This is a genomic window from Pseudoxanthomonas composti, assembly GCF_004122095.1.
In the GTDB taxonomy this organism is placed as follows: domain Bacteria; phylum Pseudomonadota; class Gammaproteobacteria; order Xanthomonadales; family Xanthomonadaceae; genus Pseudoxanthomonas_A; species Pseudoxanthomonas_A composti.
This window is the reverse complement of record NZ_SAWZ01000008.1, coordinates 118,563-134,091: the sequence shown is the minus strand read 5'-3', so window position 1 is coordinate 134,091 and position 15,529 is coordinate 118,563. Positions and strand designations below refer to the sequence as shown.

At 67.2% G+C, this 15,529-nt stretch carries 18 protein-coding genes and 1 tRNA gene; 3 read left to right on the top strand and 16 right to left on the bottom strand.

The genetic code is table 11. The features are described 5' to 3' along the window. Positions 1-144: 144 nt before the first annotated feature. The 3 genes from EPA99_RS14740 to EPA99_RS14730 all read right to left on the bottom strand — a co-directional run bounded on the left by EPA99_RS14740 (position 145) and on the right by EPA99_RS14730 (position 1,987). Positions 145-360 (bottom strand): HP1242/YdcH family protein, encoded by a 216-nt coding sequence (locus tag EPA99_RS14740; protein WP_129472001.1) that lies wholly within the window; start codon positions 358-360, stop codon positions 145-147. 338 nt (positions 361-698) lie between these two features. Further along, the gene (locus tag EPA99_RS14735) at positions 699-1,589 is read right to left on the bottom strand and encodes an OmpA family protein (RefSeq protein ID WP_129472000.1); all 891 of its coding nucleotides are present in this window, start codon (positions 1,587-1,589) and stop codon (positions 699-701) included. Further along, on the bottom strand, positions 1,586-1,987 hold the full coding sequence (locus EPA99_RS14730) for a DUF4398 domain-containing protein (RefSeq protein WP_129471999.1): 402 nt from the start codon (positions 1,985-1,987) through the stop codon (positions 1,586-1,588). The genes EPA99_RS14735 and EPA99_RS14730 overlap by 4 nt, the downstream gene beginning before the upstream one ends. A gap of 89 nt (positions 1,988-2,076) precedes the next feature. On the opposite strand from EPA99_RS14730, the gene EPA99_RS14725 reads away from it, so the two are divergent. After that, positions 2,077-3,210, top strand: a complete 1,134-nt coding sequence (locus tag EPA99_RS14725) for a PilT/PilU family type 4a pilus ATPase (RefSeq protein ID WP_129471998.1) — start codon at positions 2,077-2,079, stop codon at positions 3,208-3,210. Positions 3,211-3,262: 52 nt separating this feature from the next. Here EPA99_RS14725 and EPA99_RS14720 read toward each other — a convergent pair whose 3' ends face one another. From EPA99_RS14720 to rplM, 5 genes are all read right to left on the bottom strand, one after another. Further along, on the bottom strand, positions 3,263-4,249 hold the full coding sequence (locus tag EPA99_RS14720; RefSeq protein ID WP_129471997.1) for a fumarylacetoacetate hydrolase family protein: 987 nt from the start codon (positions 4,247-4,249) through the stop codon (positions 3,263-3,265). A gap of 57 nt (positions 4,250-4,306) precedes the next feature. Continuing rightward, positions 4,307-5,047 (bottom strand): 2OG-Fe dioxygenase family protein, encoded by a 741-nt coding sequence (locus tag EPA99_RS14715; RefSeq protein WP_164978668.1) that lies wholly within the window; start codon positions 5,045-5,047, stop codon positions 4,307-4,309. A gap of 91 nt (positions 5,048-5,138) precedes the next feature. Continuing rightward, a tRNA-Gln gene (locus tag EPA99_RS14710) sits at positions 5,139-5,213 on the bottom strand. Positions 5,214-5,267: 54 nt separating this feature from the next. After that, positions 5,268-5,660: a 30S ribosomal protein S9 gene (rpsI, locus tag EPA99_RS14705; RefSeq protein WP_129471995.1), complete on the bottom strand. Its 393-nt coding sequence runs from the start codon at positions 5,658-5,660 to the stop codon at positions 5,268-5,270. Positions 5,661-5,662: 2 nt separating this feature from the next. Beyond that, the gene (rplM, locus tag EPA99_RS14700; protein ID WP_129471994.1) at positions 5,663-6,091 is read right to left on the bottom strand and encodes a 50S ribosomal protein L13; all 429 of its coding nucleotides are present in this window, start codon (positions 6,089-6,091) and stop codon (positions 5,663-5,665) included. A 199-nt stretch (positions 6,092-6,290) separates the two neighbouring features. Between rplM and coq7 the strand changes: the two genes are divergently transcribed. Further along, a complete protein-coding gene (gene coq7, locus EPA99_RS14695) occupies positions 6,291-6,935 on the top strand; it encodes a 2-polyprenyl-3-methyl-6-methoxy-1,4-benzoquinone monooxygenase (RefSeq protein ID WP_129471993.1) in 645 nt (214 codons plus the stop codon). Positions 6,936-6,948: 13 nt separating this feature from the next. Here the strand turns inward: coq7 and sugE are convergent, their stop codons facing one another. Further along, entirely contained in the window at positions 6,949-7,266 is a 318-nt protein-coding gene (gene sugE / locus EPA99_RS14690; RefSeq protein WP_129471992.1) for a quaternary ammonium compound efflux SMR transporter SugE, read from the bottom strand. Between the two features lie 166 nt (positions 7,267-7,432). Then, complete coding sequence (gene speD / locus EPA99_RS14685) at positions 7,433-8,224, bottom strand: adenosylmethionine decarboxylase (protein WP_129471991.1); 792 nt, start codon at positions 8,222-8,224, stop codon at positions 7,433-7,435. A gap of 145 nt (positions 8,225-8,369) precedes the next feature. Here speD and crp point away from each other — a divergent pair, with 145 nt between their 5' ends. After that, complete coding sequence (gene crp / locus EPA99_RS14680) at positions 8,370-9,053, top strand: cAMP-activated global transcriptional regulator CRP (protein ID WP_129471990.1); 684 nt, start codon at positions 8,370-8,372, stop codon at positions 9,051-9,053. Positions 9,054-9,464: 411 nt separating this feature from the next. On the opposite strand, the gene EPA99_RS14675 is transcribed toward crp, so the two are convergent. The 6 genes from EPA99_RS14675 to trpE form a co-directional block, all read right to left on the bottom strand. Then, entirely contained in the window at positions 9,465-10,196 is a 732-nt protein-coding gene (locus EPA99_RS14675; RefSeq protein WP_129471989.1) for an HAD-IB family phosphatase, read from the bottom strand. Beyond that, positions 10,193-10,984: an indole-3-glycerol phosphate synthase TrpC gene (trpC, locus tag EPA99_RS14670; RefSeq protein WP_129471988.1), complete on the bottom strand. Its 792-nt coding sequence runs from the start codon at positions 10,982-10,984 to the stop codon at positions 10,193-10,195. Before trpC ends, EPA99_RS14675 begins: the two co-directional genes overlap by 4 nt. A 153-nt stretch (positions 10,985-11,137) precedes the next feature. Next, on the bottom strand, positions 11,138-12,172 hold the full coding sequence (gene trpD / locus EPA99_RS14665) for an anthranilate phosphoribosyltransferase (protein ID WP_129471987.1): 1,035 nt from the start codon (positions 12,170-12,172) through the stop codon (positions 11,138-11,140). Between the two features lie 28 nt (positions 12,173-12,200). After that, positions 12,201-12,779 carry an anthranilate synthase component II gene (locus EPA99_RS14660; protein ID WP_129471986.1) on the bottom strand — a complete coding sequence of 193 codons (579 nt, stop codon included), beginning with the start codon at positions 12,777-12,779 and terminating at the stop codon, positions 12,201-12,203. A 1-nt stretch (position 12,780) separates the two neighbouring features. Beyond that, positions 12,781-13,878, bottom strand: coding sequence for a threonine aldolase family protein (locus EPA99_RS14655; RefSeq protein ID WP_241688404.1), 1,098 nt, complete (start codon positions 13,876-13,878; stop codon positions 12,781-12,783). Continuing rightward, a complete protein-coding gene (gene trpE / locus EPA99_RS14650) occupies positions 13,878-15,386 on the bottom strand; it encodes an anthranilate synthase component I (RefSeq protein ID WP_129471985.1) in 1,509 nt (502 codons plus the stop codon). Before trpE ends, EPA99_RS14655 begins: the two co-directional genes overlap by 1 nt. Positions 15,387-15,529 lie beyond the last annotated feature (143 nt).

The following is a 15,529-nucleotide window of genomic DNA, read 5'->3' as shown; positions in this document are numbered from 1 at the left end:
CAGCAGAAAGTGCTGCGAAGTATCGCATCGACGGCGCGCGGGCGTGGCCAGGGGGCTCACACGGGGGCGAAGGTGGAGATGACACGGGCGGCGACCGCGGACGAGGATGCGGCCGCCACCCGTGACAATGAAACACGGGTACCGTCAGTGCGGGGAGGCTTCGTACATGCGCAACAACTTCTGCTTGGCGATGAGCTTCTCTTTCTTCATCTGACCCAGGGTGGCATCGTCGATGGGCAGCACGCCCAGTTCGGCGTCGGTGACCTTCTTGTCCAGCTCCTTGTGGCGCTGGTAGAGCAGCTTGAACTCACGATCGGTGCGGATCAGCGTATCGACTTCTTCCTGTTGACCTTCGAACATCGTGGTGTCCTCCTTTCGCGTCAAATGCAAACGCCCCGGCCGGGCAGGCGCGGGGCGTGGGCTTGGGAGTGGAGCAGGTCACCGGACGCCTCCGGGGCCGCCGCAATGGCTGGCTCGGACGGGTTGGCCACGGGGTCGTGGTCGAATCGCGATGGCGTCATCGGCGAAGCTCCGGTGGGCCAGGCGACGAACGTTGCCACCTGGGGATATGACCCTACTCCCGTCCCTTCGGCCCGACAAGGGCGAAAGCAAGCCATTGATCGGACTGGAATTTCCGTCGCATTTGCCGGCGAAAGCGGAGGTGCGCAAGCCGCCGAGTCCAACGTAACCCATTGATTTTATTCTGAAATCACGACCTCGGCCGCCTTGGCCTTAGTGCCCTTGGGCTGGGCGGCCACAGTCAGCCGCGATTTGGGCACGCCGGCTGCGGCGATGGCATCGCGCAACTGCTCGGCGCGCCGCTTGCCATCGGCATCGCCCTCGCTGAAACCCACGATGCGTGCCTTGGCCTTGGGCGTGGCGTCCAGGTAGGCCGCCAGTGCCGAGGCGGTGGACTTGCCGTCGGCCGTCAGCGCGGTCTTGCCCGACTGGTACAGCGCCGATCCCAGGGTGAACACCTCACCGCGGGTCTCGAACTTGGAGGCCGGCAGCTTGGCACCGGAGACCAGCTCGGCCTCCTGCCGGGCCAACTTGGCGTCGCGCTGGCGCGCTGCGCTGATCTTGGCCGTCTGCTGGCCGGCGGCGCTGCTCAGCGCGGCCTCGGCATCGGTGCGGGCCTGCGCCTCGGCTTCGGCTGCCAGCCGCAGCTGCTCGGCCTCCTCGGCCTGGATCTGGGCCTGCACGCGCAGGCGCTCGCTCTCCTGGCGCGCACGGTCGGCGTCGCGCCGGCTGGCTTCCAGCAGCAACGCGGTGCGGTCCTGGTCCAGGGCATTGGCCTGGCGACGGGCCAGGTCGCCACGGGCCGCGGTTTCGGCGATTTCCACGCGGCGCTGGGCCACGTACAGCGCATTGTCGCGATCGCGACGCTTGGCCTCGGCCGCCACCTGCACCGCGCGCAGGGCCTGCATGCGTTCGTAGGCGGCCATCTCGCGCAGATCCGGGCTGGCGTCCAACGCGCGAATGCGGTCGTTCAGGGCCTGCACTTCAGGCAGATCGGCGGCCAGGGCCTGCAGCCAGGCGAAGGCGAGCAACAGCGGCGCCAGGCGCAGCCAGGGGCGTGTCGTGTTCATCGCTGCGCCTCCATGCCCAACTGCCGGCGCAGCCGTGCGATCTCGTTCTGCTGCTGCAGCAGTTTGGCGTTGGCCACCGCCTCCTCACTGCGCACGCGCGCCAGGTCGGCGTCGGCGGTGGCGCGTTCGGCAAGCCATGGCGCTTCCTTGCGGCCCTTGCGGTCGCCCGCGGCGGCCTGCGCCTGGGCCAGGCCCTGGCGCGCCTGGCCGATCAGGTCGGGTGCGTACTGGTCGGCATCGGCCCGCGACGCGCGGTTGACGGCCTCTTCGGCGCGGCCGAGGAGGACGCCGATGTCCTCGTCCTGGGCCAGGACCGGGCTGGCGGCCAAGGCGAGCATCAACAGTGCGATGGACGCCCTGCGCAGACGTCGCGGGAAGTGTGCGAAGCTAGGATTCATTGGGGAGCCGTGTTTCAAGGGCACGGCCATTGTCGGAAGCCAGCCACGCACTTGCAACGTGCGGGCTTAACAGACGTGGAGCGCAGCGCATGGACATCGGCTATTTCCTCAAGCTGATGACGGAAAAGAAAGCTTCCGACATGTTCTTGACCACCGGGGCGCCGGTCTACATCAAGATCGAAGGCAAGCTGTACCCGCTCGGCAACACCGGCCTGCCGCCGGGCATGGTCAAGAAGATCGCCTATTCATTGATGGATGAGGGCCAGGTGCCGCAGTTCGAGCGCGACCTGGAGCTGAACATGGCCGTGGCCATGCCCGAGGCCGGCCGCTTCCGCGTCAACGTGTTCAAGCAGCGCGGCGAGGTCGGCATGGTCATCCGCGCCATCCGCAGCCAGATCCCGTCCATCGCCGAGCTGAACCTGCCGCAGGTGCTGAAGGACATCATCATGACCCCGCGCGGCCTGGTGCTGCTGGTGGGGTCCACCGGCTCGGGCAAGTCCACCGCCCTGGCCTCGATGATCGACCACCGCAACAGCACCACCACCGGCCATATCCTCACCATCGAAGATCCGATCGAGTACCTGCACAAGCACAAGCAGTCCATCGTCAATCAGCGCGAGGTCGGCCTGGACACGCACGCCTTCCACAACGCGCTGAAGAACGCGATGCGTGAGGCGCCGGACGTGATCCTGATCGGCGAGATCCTGGATGCCACCACCATGGAGGCGGCCATCGCCTTCGCCGAGACCGGCCATCTGTGCCTGGCCACGCTGCACTCGAACAACGCCGACCAGACCATCGAGCGCATCCTCAACTTCTTCCCGGAAACCGCGCACAAGAACGTGCTGATGAACCTGGCGCTCAACCTGCGCGCGGTGGTCTCGCTGCGCCTGGTCAAGGGCAAGGACGGGCGACGCCTGCCGGCGACGGAGGTCCTGGTCAACACGCCGATGATCCGCGACCTGCTGCGCCGCGGCCAGGTGCACGAGGTCAAGCAGGCCATGGAGGAATCGCTGGAGGAAGGCATGGAGAGCTTCGACCAGTGCCTGTTCCGCATGGTCAAGGAAGGCAGGATCGAGCAGGAGGAAGCCCTGCGCGCGGCCGACTCCCGCGACGGGCTGGCGCTGAAGTTCCGCCTGTCCGAAGGCAGCGCCGGCGAGCACGACCCTTACGGCGACATCTACGACACCTCGAGCGCCCGTATCACCCACGGCTTCTCCTGAGCCGGCTGCGCTGCGCGGCCCCTTGCCGCGCAGCCGGAGCGACCGGCCCACCTCAGCCGGCGTGATGCTCCAGGCGCTGGTCGATCGCGCCGAAGATCGACTGGCCTTCCGCATCGAACACCTCGATGCACACCCGGTCGCCGAACTTCATGTACGGCGTGGCCGGCGCGCCATCGCGCAGGGTCTCGATGGTGCGCAGCTCGGCCAGGCAGGACGCACCGCGGGAGACATCGTGGTTGGCCACCGTGCCCGAGCCGATCAAGGTGCCGGCCGACAGCGGCCGGGTCTTGGCCGCGTGGGCCAGCAACTGGGCGAAGGAGAACTGCATGTCCTCGCCAGCCAGCGGCGCGCCGAAGGCCTCGCCGTTGAACTGCACCTGCATCGGGCGGTGCAGGCGCGTCTCGCGCCAGGCCGCGCCCAGCTCGTCCGGTGTCACCAGCACCGGCGACAGCGCCGAGCGCGGCTTGGCCTGGACGAAGCCGAAGCCCTTGGCCAGCTCGTCGGGAATCAGGTTGCGCAGCGACACGTCATTGAGCAGGCCCACCAGCTGGATATGCTGCTCGGCCGCCTCGCTGTCCACGCCCATCGGCACATCGTCGGTGACGATGACGACCTCGGCCTCGAAATCGATGCCGAAGTCCTCGCTGGCCAGGCGGATCGCATCGCGCGGCCCCATGAAGCCGCCGCTGGCGCCCTGGTACATCAGCGGATCGACGTAGAAACTCTCCGGCACCTGCGCGCCGCGCGCGCGGCGCACGCGCTCCACATGTGGCAGGTAAGCGCTGCCGTCCAGGAATTCGTAGGCGCGCGGCAGCGGCGCGGCCAGCGCGCTCCACTCCACATCGAAGGCCCCGTCGGCCTGACCTGCATTGAGGGCGTCGGACAGGCTGTTCAGCCGTGGCGCCGCGTTGTCCCAGTCCTCCAGCGCACGCTGCAAGCTCGGCGCGATGCCGGTGGCACGCACGGCCCGGGACAGGTCCCGCGATACCACGATCAACGTGCCATCGCGGCCGCCTTCCTTCAGTGACCCCAGTTTCATGCGCGCCCCTGCCTTAAAAACGCTGGATTGTAGCCAGCGCCGGGGTGGCGCGCGTGCTCAGGCCTCGCCCTGGAAACCACCTGCGCGGTAGGTCAGCACCAGCGTGTCGCGGTATCCGACATCGTCCAGCGGCTGGATCGGCGTGGACTCGTGGATCATGCGCGCATCGTCCAGCAGCATCAGGCTCCACGGTTCGGTCAGGGTGAAGCGCAGGCCGCGCGGACCATTGGCCTCGAACACGCGGGTCTCCCCGCCCTTGATGCCGTGACGGCCAAGCAGCAGGACGGCGACGTAATCCACACCGTCGCGGTGCGCGCCTTCCGGCGTGGGACGGCCGATGCCGTCGGTGGTGTCAATGCGAAACTGGTGCGCCTCGACGAACCACTCGGGCACGTCCGGCCGCTGCGCACTGCACTGGGCGGCGATGGCCCCCATCAACAGCTGGAACGCCGGCTGCCCCACCACCTGCGGCTGGATCGGCTCGAACCAGCGGTGCATGCCGCCATGCAGGGCGTTGTAGTCCAGCGACTGCCAATGCGCCCGGTGCGGGACCTGGCTGATGCTGTCGGGCGCGACCACGAAGCAGGAATGGCGCCGCTGGCGATAACGGCCGCCGTCCTTCAGGTACGGGTCCAGCACCAGCGCGTCCCAGCTGCCGTCCAGCGCGTGCAGTGCCTGCAGCTCCACGCCCGCCAGGGCCGCCACCGCCTCGGGCGTGAGCGCGGCGAACCCGCCTTCCTTCAACTGCTGCGTCAGCGCACCAGGATCGGTATAGGGGGGGCTGAAGCTGGCGACCATCTCGAGACTCCGCAAGTCCAGATAAACCAAAACCCGCACGCGGCGGGTTTTGGGAACGTCCTGCATCCTGTGCAGACGAGGACCTTTTGTATGGCAGCCCCGGAAGGATTCGAACCTCCGAATGCCTGAGTCAGAGTCAGGTGCCTTACCGCTTGGCGACGGGGCTGTGGAACAGCTGGGCGGCGAAGTATACGGACGCCGCCGCCCAGCGTAAAGCGAATTAACGCTTGGAGAACTGCGTGGCGCGACGTGCCTTGTGCAGGCCGACCTTCTTACGCTCGACTTCGCGGGCGTCGCGGGTCATGAAGCCGGCCTTGCGCAGCTCGGACTTCAGGGTTTCATCGTACTCCACCAGCGCACGGGCGATGCCCAGGCGGATCGCACCGGCCTGGCCGGTGGTGCCGCCGCCAGCGGCGGTGACGTAGATGTCGAAGCTCTCGACGTTGTTGGTCAGCTCCAGCGGCTGGCGCACGATCATGCGCGCGGTCTCACGGCCGAAGAACTCGTCCAGCGGACGGTCGTTGACGGTGATGTTGCCGGTGCCCTTGCGCAGGAACACGCGGGCGGTGGAGGACTTGCGACGGCCGGTGCCGTAGTTCTGAGTGATAGCCATGATTAGATGTCCAGGACCTGCGGCTGCTGCGCGGCGTGCGGATGGTTGGGACCTGCGTAGACCTTGAGCTTGCGATACATCGCACGGCCCAGCGGGCCCTTGGGCAGCATGCCCTTGACGGCGGTCTCGATCACGCGCTCGGGATGACGCTCCAGCGCCTGCGACAGGGACTCGGTCTTCAGGTTACCGATGTAGCCGGTGAAACGGTGGTACATCTTGTCCTGCAGCTTCTTGCCGGTCACGTGGATCTTCTCGGCGTTGATCACCACCAGGTAATCGCCGGTGTCGACGTGCGGGGTGTAGACGGGCTTGTGCTTGCCACGCAGACGGCGGGCGAGCTCGGTGGACAGGCGGCCCAGGGTCTTGCCCTCGGCGTCGACGACGTACCAGTCGCGCTGGACGGTCTCGTTCTTGGCGGTGAAAGTGCTCATGGAGAACTCGTAGTAGGTCGGGCGGATTGCGGCAGACGATTCCGCCGGAACTTTGCCACGCGTTGTGTATTGCAAAAATGCAAGAGGCGGGATTGTACGGACCGCCCCGGGGGTTTGCAAGCTGGCCAGGGCCAGCCTTGGCATGCCCGGCCCTAGGGAGGACACTGTGGCACTCCTGCCCGACGCGTTCAGGTTGCCCATGGCTGTCCGTCCCCTGCACTCCCCGCTCGACCGCCTGCTGGTGGAGACCCAGCGCGCCCTGGAGACGGTGTTCGGCAATCCGCCAGCGCAGCGGGATTACCCGGCGCGGCAGACGCCGGAGGTAATGCTGGACGAGCGCGAGCGCCGCCATTCTGCCGGGCTGATGCGCATCAATCACGTCGGCGAGGTCTGCGCCCAGGGCCTGTACTTCGGCCAGGCCGCGGTGGCCCGCGACGATGGCACCCGCGCGCACCTGCTGGAGGCGGCCCAGGAGGAGACAGACCACCTGGCCTGGTGCGCGCGCCGACTGCGCGAGCTGGACAGCCGCGGCAGCCTGTTCAACCCGCTGTGGTACGCGGGCAGCTATGCCATCGGCCTGATGGCCGGCCTGCGCGGCGACGGCTGGAACCTGGGCTTCGTCGTTGAAACCGAACACCAGGTCGAGGCGCACATCGACGAGCACCTGGACAGCCTGCCCCCCGCCGACCTGCGCAGCCGCGAGGTGTTGCGGGTGATGAAGGCCGACGAGGCCCGCCACGCGCAGAGCGCCGAACATGCCGGCGCGCGCGTGCTGCCGCAGCCGATCCCGGCGGTGATGGCCGCGGCCTCCAAGGTGATGAAGACCGTCGCCTACCGGCTCTGACTGGCGCCCGGCCTCAAGCCGAGGTCAGCTTGAGCCCGATGACGCCGGCCACGATCAAGCCGATGCAGGCCAGCCGGGCCAGCGAGGCGCTCTCATCGAACAACCAGATGCCCAACAGGGCCACGCCCATGGCGCCGATGCCCGTCCAGATGGCGTAGGCCGTTCCCACAGGGATCTGCTTCATCGCCTGGGTCATCAGCCACAGGCTGCAGGCCGCCGCCGCCATGGTGCCCACGCTGGGCCACAGGCGGGTGAAGCCCTGGGTGTACTTCAGGCCCATGGCGAAGCCGATCTCCAGCACGCCCGCCAGCAACAAGTAGATCCACGCCATCGTCGCAACTCCTTTCGATTTTGGACCGCGCAAAAGAAAAGCGGCCCGGTATGCACCGGACCGCCGTCGGTCGTTTGATCGCGCCATCGGCGCGGGCAGGTCGTCCTGCCGGATGTGCGCTCAGCCTGGCACGCCCCCGATGAGGCGCGCCTGACCGGCGCGAGCCTTACTCGACCAGGTTGCGGCCGTGGAAGAGCTCCTCGATCTCGCGCCTGAGCAGCGCCTCGACCCGCATGCGCTCCTTGAAGGAGAGGTTTTTGGCCTTCTCTTCGAACAGGTAGGTGTCCAGGTCGAAATCCTTCACGTGCATCTTGGTGTGGAAGATGTTCTCTTGGTACACGTTGACGTCGATCGACTCATAGCGCGAACGGATGTTCTTGGCCAGGTAGTTCTGGATCGAATTGATCTTGTGATCGATGTAGTGCTTCTTGCCCTTCACATCGCGGGTGAAGCCACGGACGCGGTAGTCCATGATCACGATGTCCGACTCGAACGATTCGATCAGGTAGTTCAGCGCCTTCAGCGGCGAGATCACGCCGCAGGTGGCCACGTCGATGTCGGCGCGGAAAGTCGCGATGCCGGCGTGCGGATGCGTCTCCGGATACGTATGGACGGTGATGTGACTCTTGTCCATGTGCGCGACGACGGCGTCGGAGATGACGTTGCCCGCCTGCTTCTTGTCGATCACCGGCTCCTCGGAAATGAGGATGGTGACCGAGGCCCCCTGCGGGTCGTAATCCTGACGCGCCACGTTGAGGATGTTGGCGCCGATGATCTCCGCCACATCGGTGAGGATCTGGGTCAGGCGATCGGCGTTGTATTCCTCGTCGATGTACTCGATATAGCGCTGCCGTTCTTCTTCGGTCACGGCATAGCAGACGTCGTAGATGTTGAAGCTCAGCGCCTTGGTGAGGTTGTTGAAACCTTGCAGTCGCAGGCGCGGCAGTGGTTTGACCACGGCGAAGGGACCTTATGGGAGGAGCGGGTGAAGGGCGGAATTATGAGGCAATCCGGGTTACGGTGAAATGTCCGTCGCATTCACACGATTGAACCCCCCGACGTGTTCAGCATAAGCTTGGGGATCGACCTTGAAAAACACGCCCATGAACTCAGGCCTCACTGCCATGCCCGTCAGACCCGCGAGCAGTCCGCTGACGCCGGACGCAGCGGTGATCGAGCGATTTCTGGCGCATAGCCATCGCCGACGCTACCCGGCCCGTGCGGACGTGTTCCGCCCTGGCGATCCTGCGGGCACATTGTATTACGTCGTCTCCGGATCAGTGAGCATCATCACAGAAGAGGACGACGACCGCGAGCTGGTGCTGGGCTATTTCGGGCCCGGGACCTACGTGGGCGAGATGGGCCTGTTCATCGAGTCGGACAAGCGCGAGGTCATCCTGCGCACCCGCACCCAGTGCGAGCTGGCCGAGATCAGCTACGAGCGCCTGCACCAGTTGTTCAGCGGACAGCTGTCGGCCGATGCGCCCAAGCTGCTGTACGCCATCGGCGCGCAGCTTTCGCGGCGCCTGCTGGATACCAGCCGCAAGGCCAGCCGCCTGGCGTTCCTGGACGTGACCGACCGCATCGTGCGCACCCTGCATGATCTGGCACAGGAGCCGGAGGCCATGAGTCATCCGCAGGGCACCCAGCTGCGCGTTTCGCGCCAGGAGCTGGCGCGCCTGGTGGGCTGTTCACGCGAAATGGCCGGGCGCGTGCTGAAGAAGCTGCAGGCCGATGGGCTGCTGCATGCCCGCGGCAAGACCGTGGTGCTCTACGGCACCCGCTGAGCCCATGGCCTGACGCGGCAAGGTCCGCTTACGCGTCAGGCTGTTTGTTCAAGCAGCTGTGCCACGAGGCAGTGCGACCCTTGCGGCTGGGTCTGGTATGCCCACCTTGGCCGGTTTGTCGCGGTGGTGGATGGAAAAGCGCCATCCACCCTACCCGTAGGGTGGACAACGCGAAGCTTGTCCACCAATGCGCTCGCGAAGGCTGAGGCTGCCATGCGGGCACCCCCACGTTGGCCGGTTCGCGGCGGTGGTGGATGAAAGAGCGTCATCCACCCTACCTTTACCGTAGGGTGGACAACGCGAAGCTTGTCCACCAAGGCCGGGACTGATACGCCCACTCTGGCCGGTGCGTGGCGACGGTGGATGGAGGAGCGTCATCCACCCTACGGCTGCGTCGCTTGCTGCCGCCGCTTACTCCCGCAGCGGCTGGCCGCCCCGGTCCTTGCAGCCCCAGTTGAGGATGGGCGTGCCGGCCGGCAGGACGCGTTCGAAGAGGGTGATCTTGGAGGCCTTGGGATTGACCACGACCGGCGCGCGCGCGGCCTTGAGCAGGGGCAGGTCGGCCGTGCTGTCCGAATAGGCCACGGCGATCTCGCCGAACCCGGCCTCGCGCAGCATCCGCATCTTCTCCTCGTTGTGGCAATGCCGGCGCGCATACACCGCGCCCAGGCGCGGCCCGGTCACGGTGCCGATGACCGGCACGTCCTGGTGCGCCACGAAGGACAGGATGGCGCGCGCCAGTTCCGGCGGTGCGCCCGTGGCCACCACCACGCGATCGCCCGCGGCCCGATGGCCCGCGAAAATCTCCAGCGCGTGCGGCAGCAGGCGCTCCCGCACCTCGGCGCGGTGCTGGTCCACGTACTGGTCGATCAGGGCATCCAGTTCGCGCCGCCGATGCAGGCCGAAGGTGGCGATCCAGACGTAGCCGGAAATGCCGTGGCGCCGTGTGGGCAGGAAGGCCACCAGCGGCCCCAGCAGCGGCGTGGCCAGAAGCGCGGTGAGATAGCGCGGCCAGGAACGCTTGAGCAGCCAGGCGAACAGATGGCTGCCCGAATCGCCGTCGTAGAGCGTGTGGTCGAAGTCGAACACCACCAACGGCGCATCCGCCGCAGGGGTTGGGTAAGGACCACGCGGCAGGCTCATGCGAAGAACAGCTCGCGCAGGGCCTCGCCCGGTTCCGGCGCGCGCATGAAGGTCTCGCCCACCAGGAAGCCGTGGACCCCGGCCTGGCGCATGGTGGCCACGTCGGCGGCGGTGACGATGCCGCTTTCGGTGATCAGCACGCGATCGCGCGGCACCGCGGACTTCATCTCCAGGGTGGTCTGCAACGAGACCTCGAAGCTGCGCAGGTTGCGGTTGTTGATGCCCAGCAGCGGCGCCGGGACCTGCAGCGCGCGCTCCAGCTCGTCGATGTCGTGCACTTCCACCAGCACGTCCATGCCCAGCTGCAGGGCCAGGTCGGACAGTTCGACCAGCTGGCCATCGTCCAGTGCCGCGACGATCAGCAGGATGCAGTCCGCACCCAGCACCCGGGCCTCGTAGATTTGGTAAGGGTCGACCGTGAAGTCCTTGCGCAGCACCGGCAGCGTGCAGGCCTCGCGGGCCTGCTGCAGGTAGGCATCGCTGCCCTGGAAGAAATCCACGTCGGTCAGCACCGACAGGCAGGACGCGCCGCCGAACTCATAGCTGACGGCGATATCGGCCGGCTGGAAATCGGGCCGGATGATGCCCTTGGAGGGGCTGGCCTTCTTCACTTCCGCGATCACCGCCGCATCGCCCGCGGCGATGCTGGCGCGCAGCGCACTGGCGAACCCGCGCACCGGCGAGGCATCGGCCAGGCGCGCCTTCAGTTCCTCCAGCGGCATCTGCGCCCGCCGCGCGGCGACTTCGTCGGCCTTGCGGGCCAGGATGGTGTTGAGGATGTCGCTCATGGCGGGGTGAGGAACGAGTAGGAAGGAACGAGACACGAGTGGAAACCGAACGGCGCTACCAGGTCATTTTTGCATGTTTACCGGGCGCACAAGGCACAGGATTGCTCGCACGCGCGGGGAGTCACTCGTTTCTCGTTCCTCTCCACTCGTTCCTCAACTACCCGCCAGCTCTCGGGTGAACGCCACATACTGCCGCAGCTTGGCCGCGGCGCTTCCATCGCCAAGGGCCGCGCGAGCGGCCTCAATGCCGGCGGCGATGGATTCGCACACGCCGGCCACGTACAGCGCCGCGCCGGCGTTGAGCGCGACGATGTCGCGCGCCGGGCCGGGCTGGTCGTCGAGCACGCCCAGCAGCATCTGCCGCGATTGCGCCGGATCGTCCACCCGCAGGTTGCGGCTGGCGGACATGGCGATGCCGAAGTCTTCTGGGTGAATCTCGTACTCGCGCACCACCCCGTCGCGCAGCTCGCCGACCATGGTGCCGGCGCCCAGGGAGATCTCGTCCATGCCATCGCGCCCCCAGACCACCAGCGCGCGCTCGGCGCCGAGCTCGTGCAGCACGCGCGCCTGGATGCCGACCAGGTCGGGGTGGAACACGCCCATCAGGATGTTCGGCGAGCCCGCCGGATTGGTCAGCGGCCCGAGGATGTTGAAGATGGTACGCACGCCCATCTCGCGACGCACCGGGGCCACCACCTTCATCGCCGGGTGATGGATCGGCGCGAACATGAAGCCGATGCCGGTGGCCTCGATGGCCGCGGCGACCTGCGCCGGCTGCAGCTCGATCACCGCGCCCAGGGCCTCCAGCGCATCGGCGCTGCCGGACTTGGACGAGACGCTGCGGTTGCCGTGCTTGGCCACCCTGGCCCCGGCCGCGGCGGCCACGAACATGGCGCAGGTGGAGATGTTGAAGGTGTGCGACCCATCGCCGCCGGTGCCGACGATGTCGACCATGTGGGTGCGATCGGCCACCTGCACGCCCTGGGAGAACTCGCGCATCACCATGGCCGCGCCAGCGATCTCGCCCACCGTTTCCTTCTTGACGCGCAGGCCGGTGAGGATGGCCGCGGTCATCAGCGGCGAGACTTCGCCGCGCATGATCTGGCGCATCAGCACGACCATCTCATCGCGGAAGATCTCGCGATGTTCGATCGTGCGCTGCAGGGCCTCCTGGGGGCTGATGGTCATGCGGCGAAGCTCTCGTCTGTAGAAGCGCTCAGCGCTCCAGGAAATTCTTCAGCAGGGCGTGGCCGTGCTGGGTGAGGATGGATTCGGGATGGAACTGCACGCCCTCCACGGGGAATTCCCTGTGGCGCAGGCCCATGATCTCCTCGATGCTGCCGTCGGCGTTCTCGGTCCAGGCGGTGACCTCGAGCGCCTCGGGCAGCGTGGCCTTGTCCACCACCAGCGAGTGGTAGCGCGTGGCCTCGTAGCGATCCGGCAGCCCGGCGAACACGCCAAGGCCCTCGTGCCGGATCGGCGAGGTCTTGCCGTGCATGATGCGGCCGGCGCGGATCACATCCCCGCCGTAAGCCTGGCCGATGCTCTGGTGACCCAGGCACACACCAAGGATCGGCGTGGTTGCACCCAGGCGCTCGATCACCTCCAGCGACACGCCCGCCTCGTTGGGCGTGCACGGCCCAGGCGAGATCACGATGCGCTGTGGCGCCTTGCTGGCGATCTGCTCGACGCTCAACGCGTCGTTGCGCACCACTTCGACCTCGGCGCCGAGCGCCTGCAGGTACTGCACGAGGTTGTAGGTGAAGCTGTCGTAGTTGTCGATCATCAACAGCATGTCAGTGCGTCTCTTGAGTTGCCGATGCTGGCGCGAGCAACACCGCCAGGTCCTTGCAGAATGCTTCCACCGCCGTCTCGCTGGTGGCCCAGGAGGTCACCAGGCGGATGACCTGGTAGCCCTGGCCGTGCGGTTGCCAGCGATGGAACTCGTACTTGTCCTCCAGCTGCTCGACCACTGACGTGGGCAGGATCGGGAACAGCTGGTTGCTGGGCGAATCGAAAGCGAAGGCGATGCCGGCCGCCACAAGTGCTTCACGCAGGCGCCGGGCCTGGGCATCGGCATGGGTGGCCAGGTCGAAGAACAGGCCATCGCGAAACAGCGCCTGGAACTGCGCCCCGATCACCGCACCCTTGGCCAGCATCGCGCCGCGCTGCTTGATGATGAAACGCACGTCGGACTTGAGTGCGTCATGCACGATCACCAGCGCCTCGCCCAGCAGGGCGCCGTTCTTGGTGCCGCCGAGGTAGAAGGCATCGGTCAGCGCGGCCACATCGGCCAGCGACAGGTCGTTGCCGGCCACCGCCAGGGCCGCGGCGATGCGCGCCCCGTCCAGGTAGAGGTATAGCCCGTGCTGCTGGCACAGCGCGCGCAGCGCGGTCAGCTCGGCCTTGCTGTAGACCGTGCCGACCTCGGTGGTGTTGGACACGTACACCAGGCGCGGGCGCACCATGTGCTCGGTGCTGTGCGCATCCAGCACGCCCTGCACCAGCGCCGGGGTGAGCTTGCCGTCCGGCGTGGGCACGGTCAGGACCTTGTGCCCGGTGGCCTCGATGGCGCCGGTCTCGTGGGTGGCGATATGGCCGCTGTCGGCGGCGATCACCGCCTCGTGCGGGCGCAGGAACGCCGCCATCGCCACCAGGTTGGTCTGGGTGCCACCGACCAGGAAATGCACGTCGGCCCCGGCGCAGGCGATCTGTGTGCGGATCATCCCGGCGGCGAGCTCGCTGTGGCGGTCCAGGCCATAGCCGGCGTTCTGCTCGTTGCCGATCTGCGCCAGCGCCTGCAGCAGGCGCGGATGCGCGCCCTCGCTGTAATCGTTGCGGAAACTGAGCTTGGTGTCCTGGGCAGCCACGTCGCCTGCCTGCATCACATTCATCACAGCCCCCTGGCCGCCTGGGCGACCGCGCGGAACAGGGCGCGGCCCTTGTTCATGGTCTCGTCCCACTCCTTTTGCGGATCGGAGTCGTAGACGATGCCGGCGCCGGCCTGGATGTGCAGGCGGCCGTCCTTGATCACCGCGGTGCGGATGGCGATGGCGGTATCGGCATCGCCGTGCCAGCCGATGTAGCCGATGCTGCCGGCATAGACATTGCGCTTGATCGGCTCCAGCTCGCGGATGACTTCCAGCGCGCGGATCTTCGGCGCGCCGCTGACGGTGCCGGCGGGGAAAGTCGCGCGCAGCACATCGGCATAGCTCAGGCCCGGCTGCAGCGTGCCGGTGACTTCGCTGACGATGTGCATGACGTGGCTGTAGCGCTCGATGGCGAAGCGCTCGCCCACCTCCACGGTGCCGGCCTGCGAGACGCGGCCGGCATCGTTGCGGCCCAGGTCGATCAGCATCACGTGCTCGGCCAGTTCCTTGGGGTCTGCCAGCAGCTCTTCCTCCAGCGCCTTGTCCTCCTCCGGCGTGGCGCCACGCGGACGCGTGCCGGCGATGGGCCGCACGGTGACCTTGCCCTTCCCGTCCGCGTCGTGCTGCAGGCGCACCAGGATCTCGGGCGAGGAGCCCACCACCTGCACGTCGCCGACATCGAGGAAGTACATGTAGGGCGAAGGATTGAGCGCACGCAGCGCGCGGTAGACATCCACCGGCCGTGCGGAAAACGGCACGCTCAGGCGCTGGCTGAGCACTACCTGGAAGATGTCGCCGGCGCGGATGTATTCCTTGGATTTCTCCACCGCGCCGATGAAGCCCTCGCGGGTGAAGCCGGAAACGAAATGGCTCTCGTCCAGCACCTCGCCCGCGCTGAGCGGCTTGGGATAGCCGGCGCCGGGCTGGCGCAGTTTGTCGGTCAGCGCGTCCAGGCGCGCCTGCGCCGCATCCCAGGCACCGTCCTGGCGCGGATCGGCATGCACGATCAGGTACAGGCGGCCCTTGAGGCTGTCGAACACGGCGACCTCCTCGGACAGCATCAGCAGGATATCGGGCGTGTCCAGCTCATCGTGCAGGCCGCCAGCGGCCAGGCGCGGTTCGATATAGCCGATGCACTCGAAGCCGAACCAGCCCACCAGCCCGCCGGTAAAGCCCGGCAGGCCCTCCAGCTTGGGCACGGCGTAGGACGCGCGCAGCGCTTCGATCTCGGCGAACGGGTCGGCGACCTGGCGCGATTCGACCAGCGCGCCCTGCTCGCGCACTTCCAGGGTGTGGCCACGGAAGGTCAGCACGCGCCGCGCCGGCAGGCCGATGATGGAATAGCGGCCGAAGCGCTCGCCGCCCTCGACCGATTCGAACAGGTAGGTATGCGGCCCGTCGGCGAGCTTCAGGTAGACCGACAGCGGCGTGTCCAGATCGGACAGCACCTCACGGACGACGGGGACGAGATTGCAGGGGCCTGCGGTATGGCTATCAGCGGCGTGGCGCTGGAACTGCTCGCGGGTGATCAAGACGGGTTTCCTTCGAGGGCTCGGCAACAGGGCGGACGACGGCAACGGGCCACCATCGCCAGGCGCGGCGAGCGGAATCGAAGGAACGCGGGGTCGTCAGCGTGAGCACGGCCGTACTTTACCGCAACTGCGCGTGGCGTCAC

What these genes read in the sequence shown, in the direction of transcription:
- EPA99_RS14655 (WP_241688404.1), bottom strand. Translation starts at nt 13,878, where the DNA reads ATGAATGTGATGCAGGCAGGCGACGTGGCTGCCCAGGACACCAAGCTC.
- crp (WP_129471990.1), top strand. Translation starts at nt 8,370, where the DNA reads ATGAACTCAGGCCTCACTGCCATGCCCGTCAGACCCGCGAGCAGTCCG.
- EPA99_RS14735 (WP_129472000.1), bottom strand. Translation starts at nt 1,589, where the DNA reads ATGAACACGACACGCCCCTGGCTGCGCCTGGCGCCGCTGTTGCTCGCC.
- rplM (WP_129471994.1), bottom strand. Translation starts at nt 6,091, where the DNA reads ATGAGCACTTTCACCGCCAAGAACGAGACCGTCCAGCGCGACTGGTAC.
- EPA99_RS14725 (WP_129471998.1), top strand. Translation starts at nt 2,077, where the DNA reads ATGGACATCGGCTATTTCCTCAAGCTGATGACGGAAAAGAAAGCTTCC.
- rpsI (WP_129471995.1), bottom strand. Translation starts at nt 5,660, where the DNA reads ATGGCTATCACTCAGAACTACGGCACCGGCCGTCGCAAGTCCTCCACC.
- sugE (WP_129471992.1), bottom strand. Translation starts at nt 7,266, where the DNA reads ATGGCGTGGATCTACTTGTTGCTGGCGGGCGTGCTGGAGATCGGCTTC.
- EPA99_RS14675 (WP_129471989.1), bottom strand. Translation starts at nt 10,196, where the DNA reads ATGAGCCTGCCGCGTGGTCCTTACCCAACCCCTGCGGCGGATGCGCCG.
- EPA99_RS14730 (WP_129471999.1), bottom strand. Translation starts at nt 1,987, where the DNA reads ATGAATCCTAGCTTCGCACACTTCCCGCGACGTCTGCGCAGGGCGTCC.
- EPA99_RS14660 (WP_129471986.1), bottom strand. Translation starts at nt 12,779, where the DNA reads ATGCTGTTGATGATCGACAACTACGACAGCTTCACCTACAACCTCGTG.
- coq7 (WP_129471993.1), top strand. Translation starts at nt 6,291, where the DNA reads ATGGCTGTCCGTCCCCTGCACTCCCCGCTCGACCGCCTGCTGGTGGAG.
- EPA99_RS14740 (WP_129472001.1), bottom strand. Translation starts at nt 360, where the DNA reads ATGTTCGAAGGTCAACAGGAAGAAGTCGATACGCTGATCCGCACCGAT.
- EPA99_RS14720 (WP_129471997.1), bottom strand. Translation starts at nt 4,249, where the DNA reads ATGAAACTGGGGTCACTGAAGGAAGGCGGCCGCGATGGCACGTTGATC.
- EPA99_RS14715 (WP_164978668.1), bottom strand. Translation starts at nt 5,047, where the DNA reads ATGGTCGCCAGCTTCAGCCCCCCCTATACCGATCCTGGTGCGCTGACG.
- trpC (WP_129471988.1), bottom strand. Translation starts at nt 10,984, where the DNA reads ATGAGCGACATCCTCAACACCATCCTGGCCCGCAAGGCCGACGAAGTC.
- trpD (WP_129471987.1), bottom strand. Translation starts at nt 12,172, where the DNA reads ATGACCATCAGCCCCCAGGAGGCCCTGCAGCGCACGATCGAACATCGC.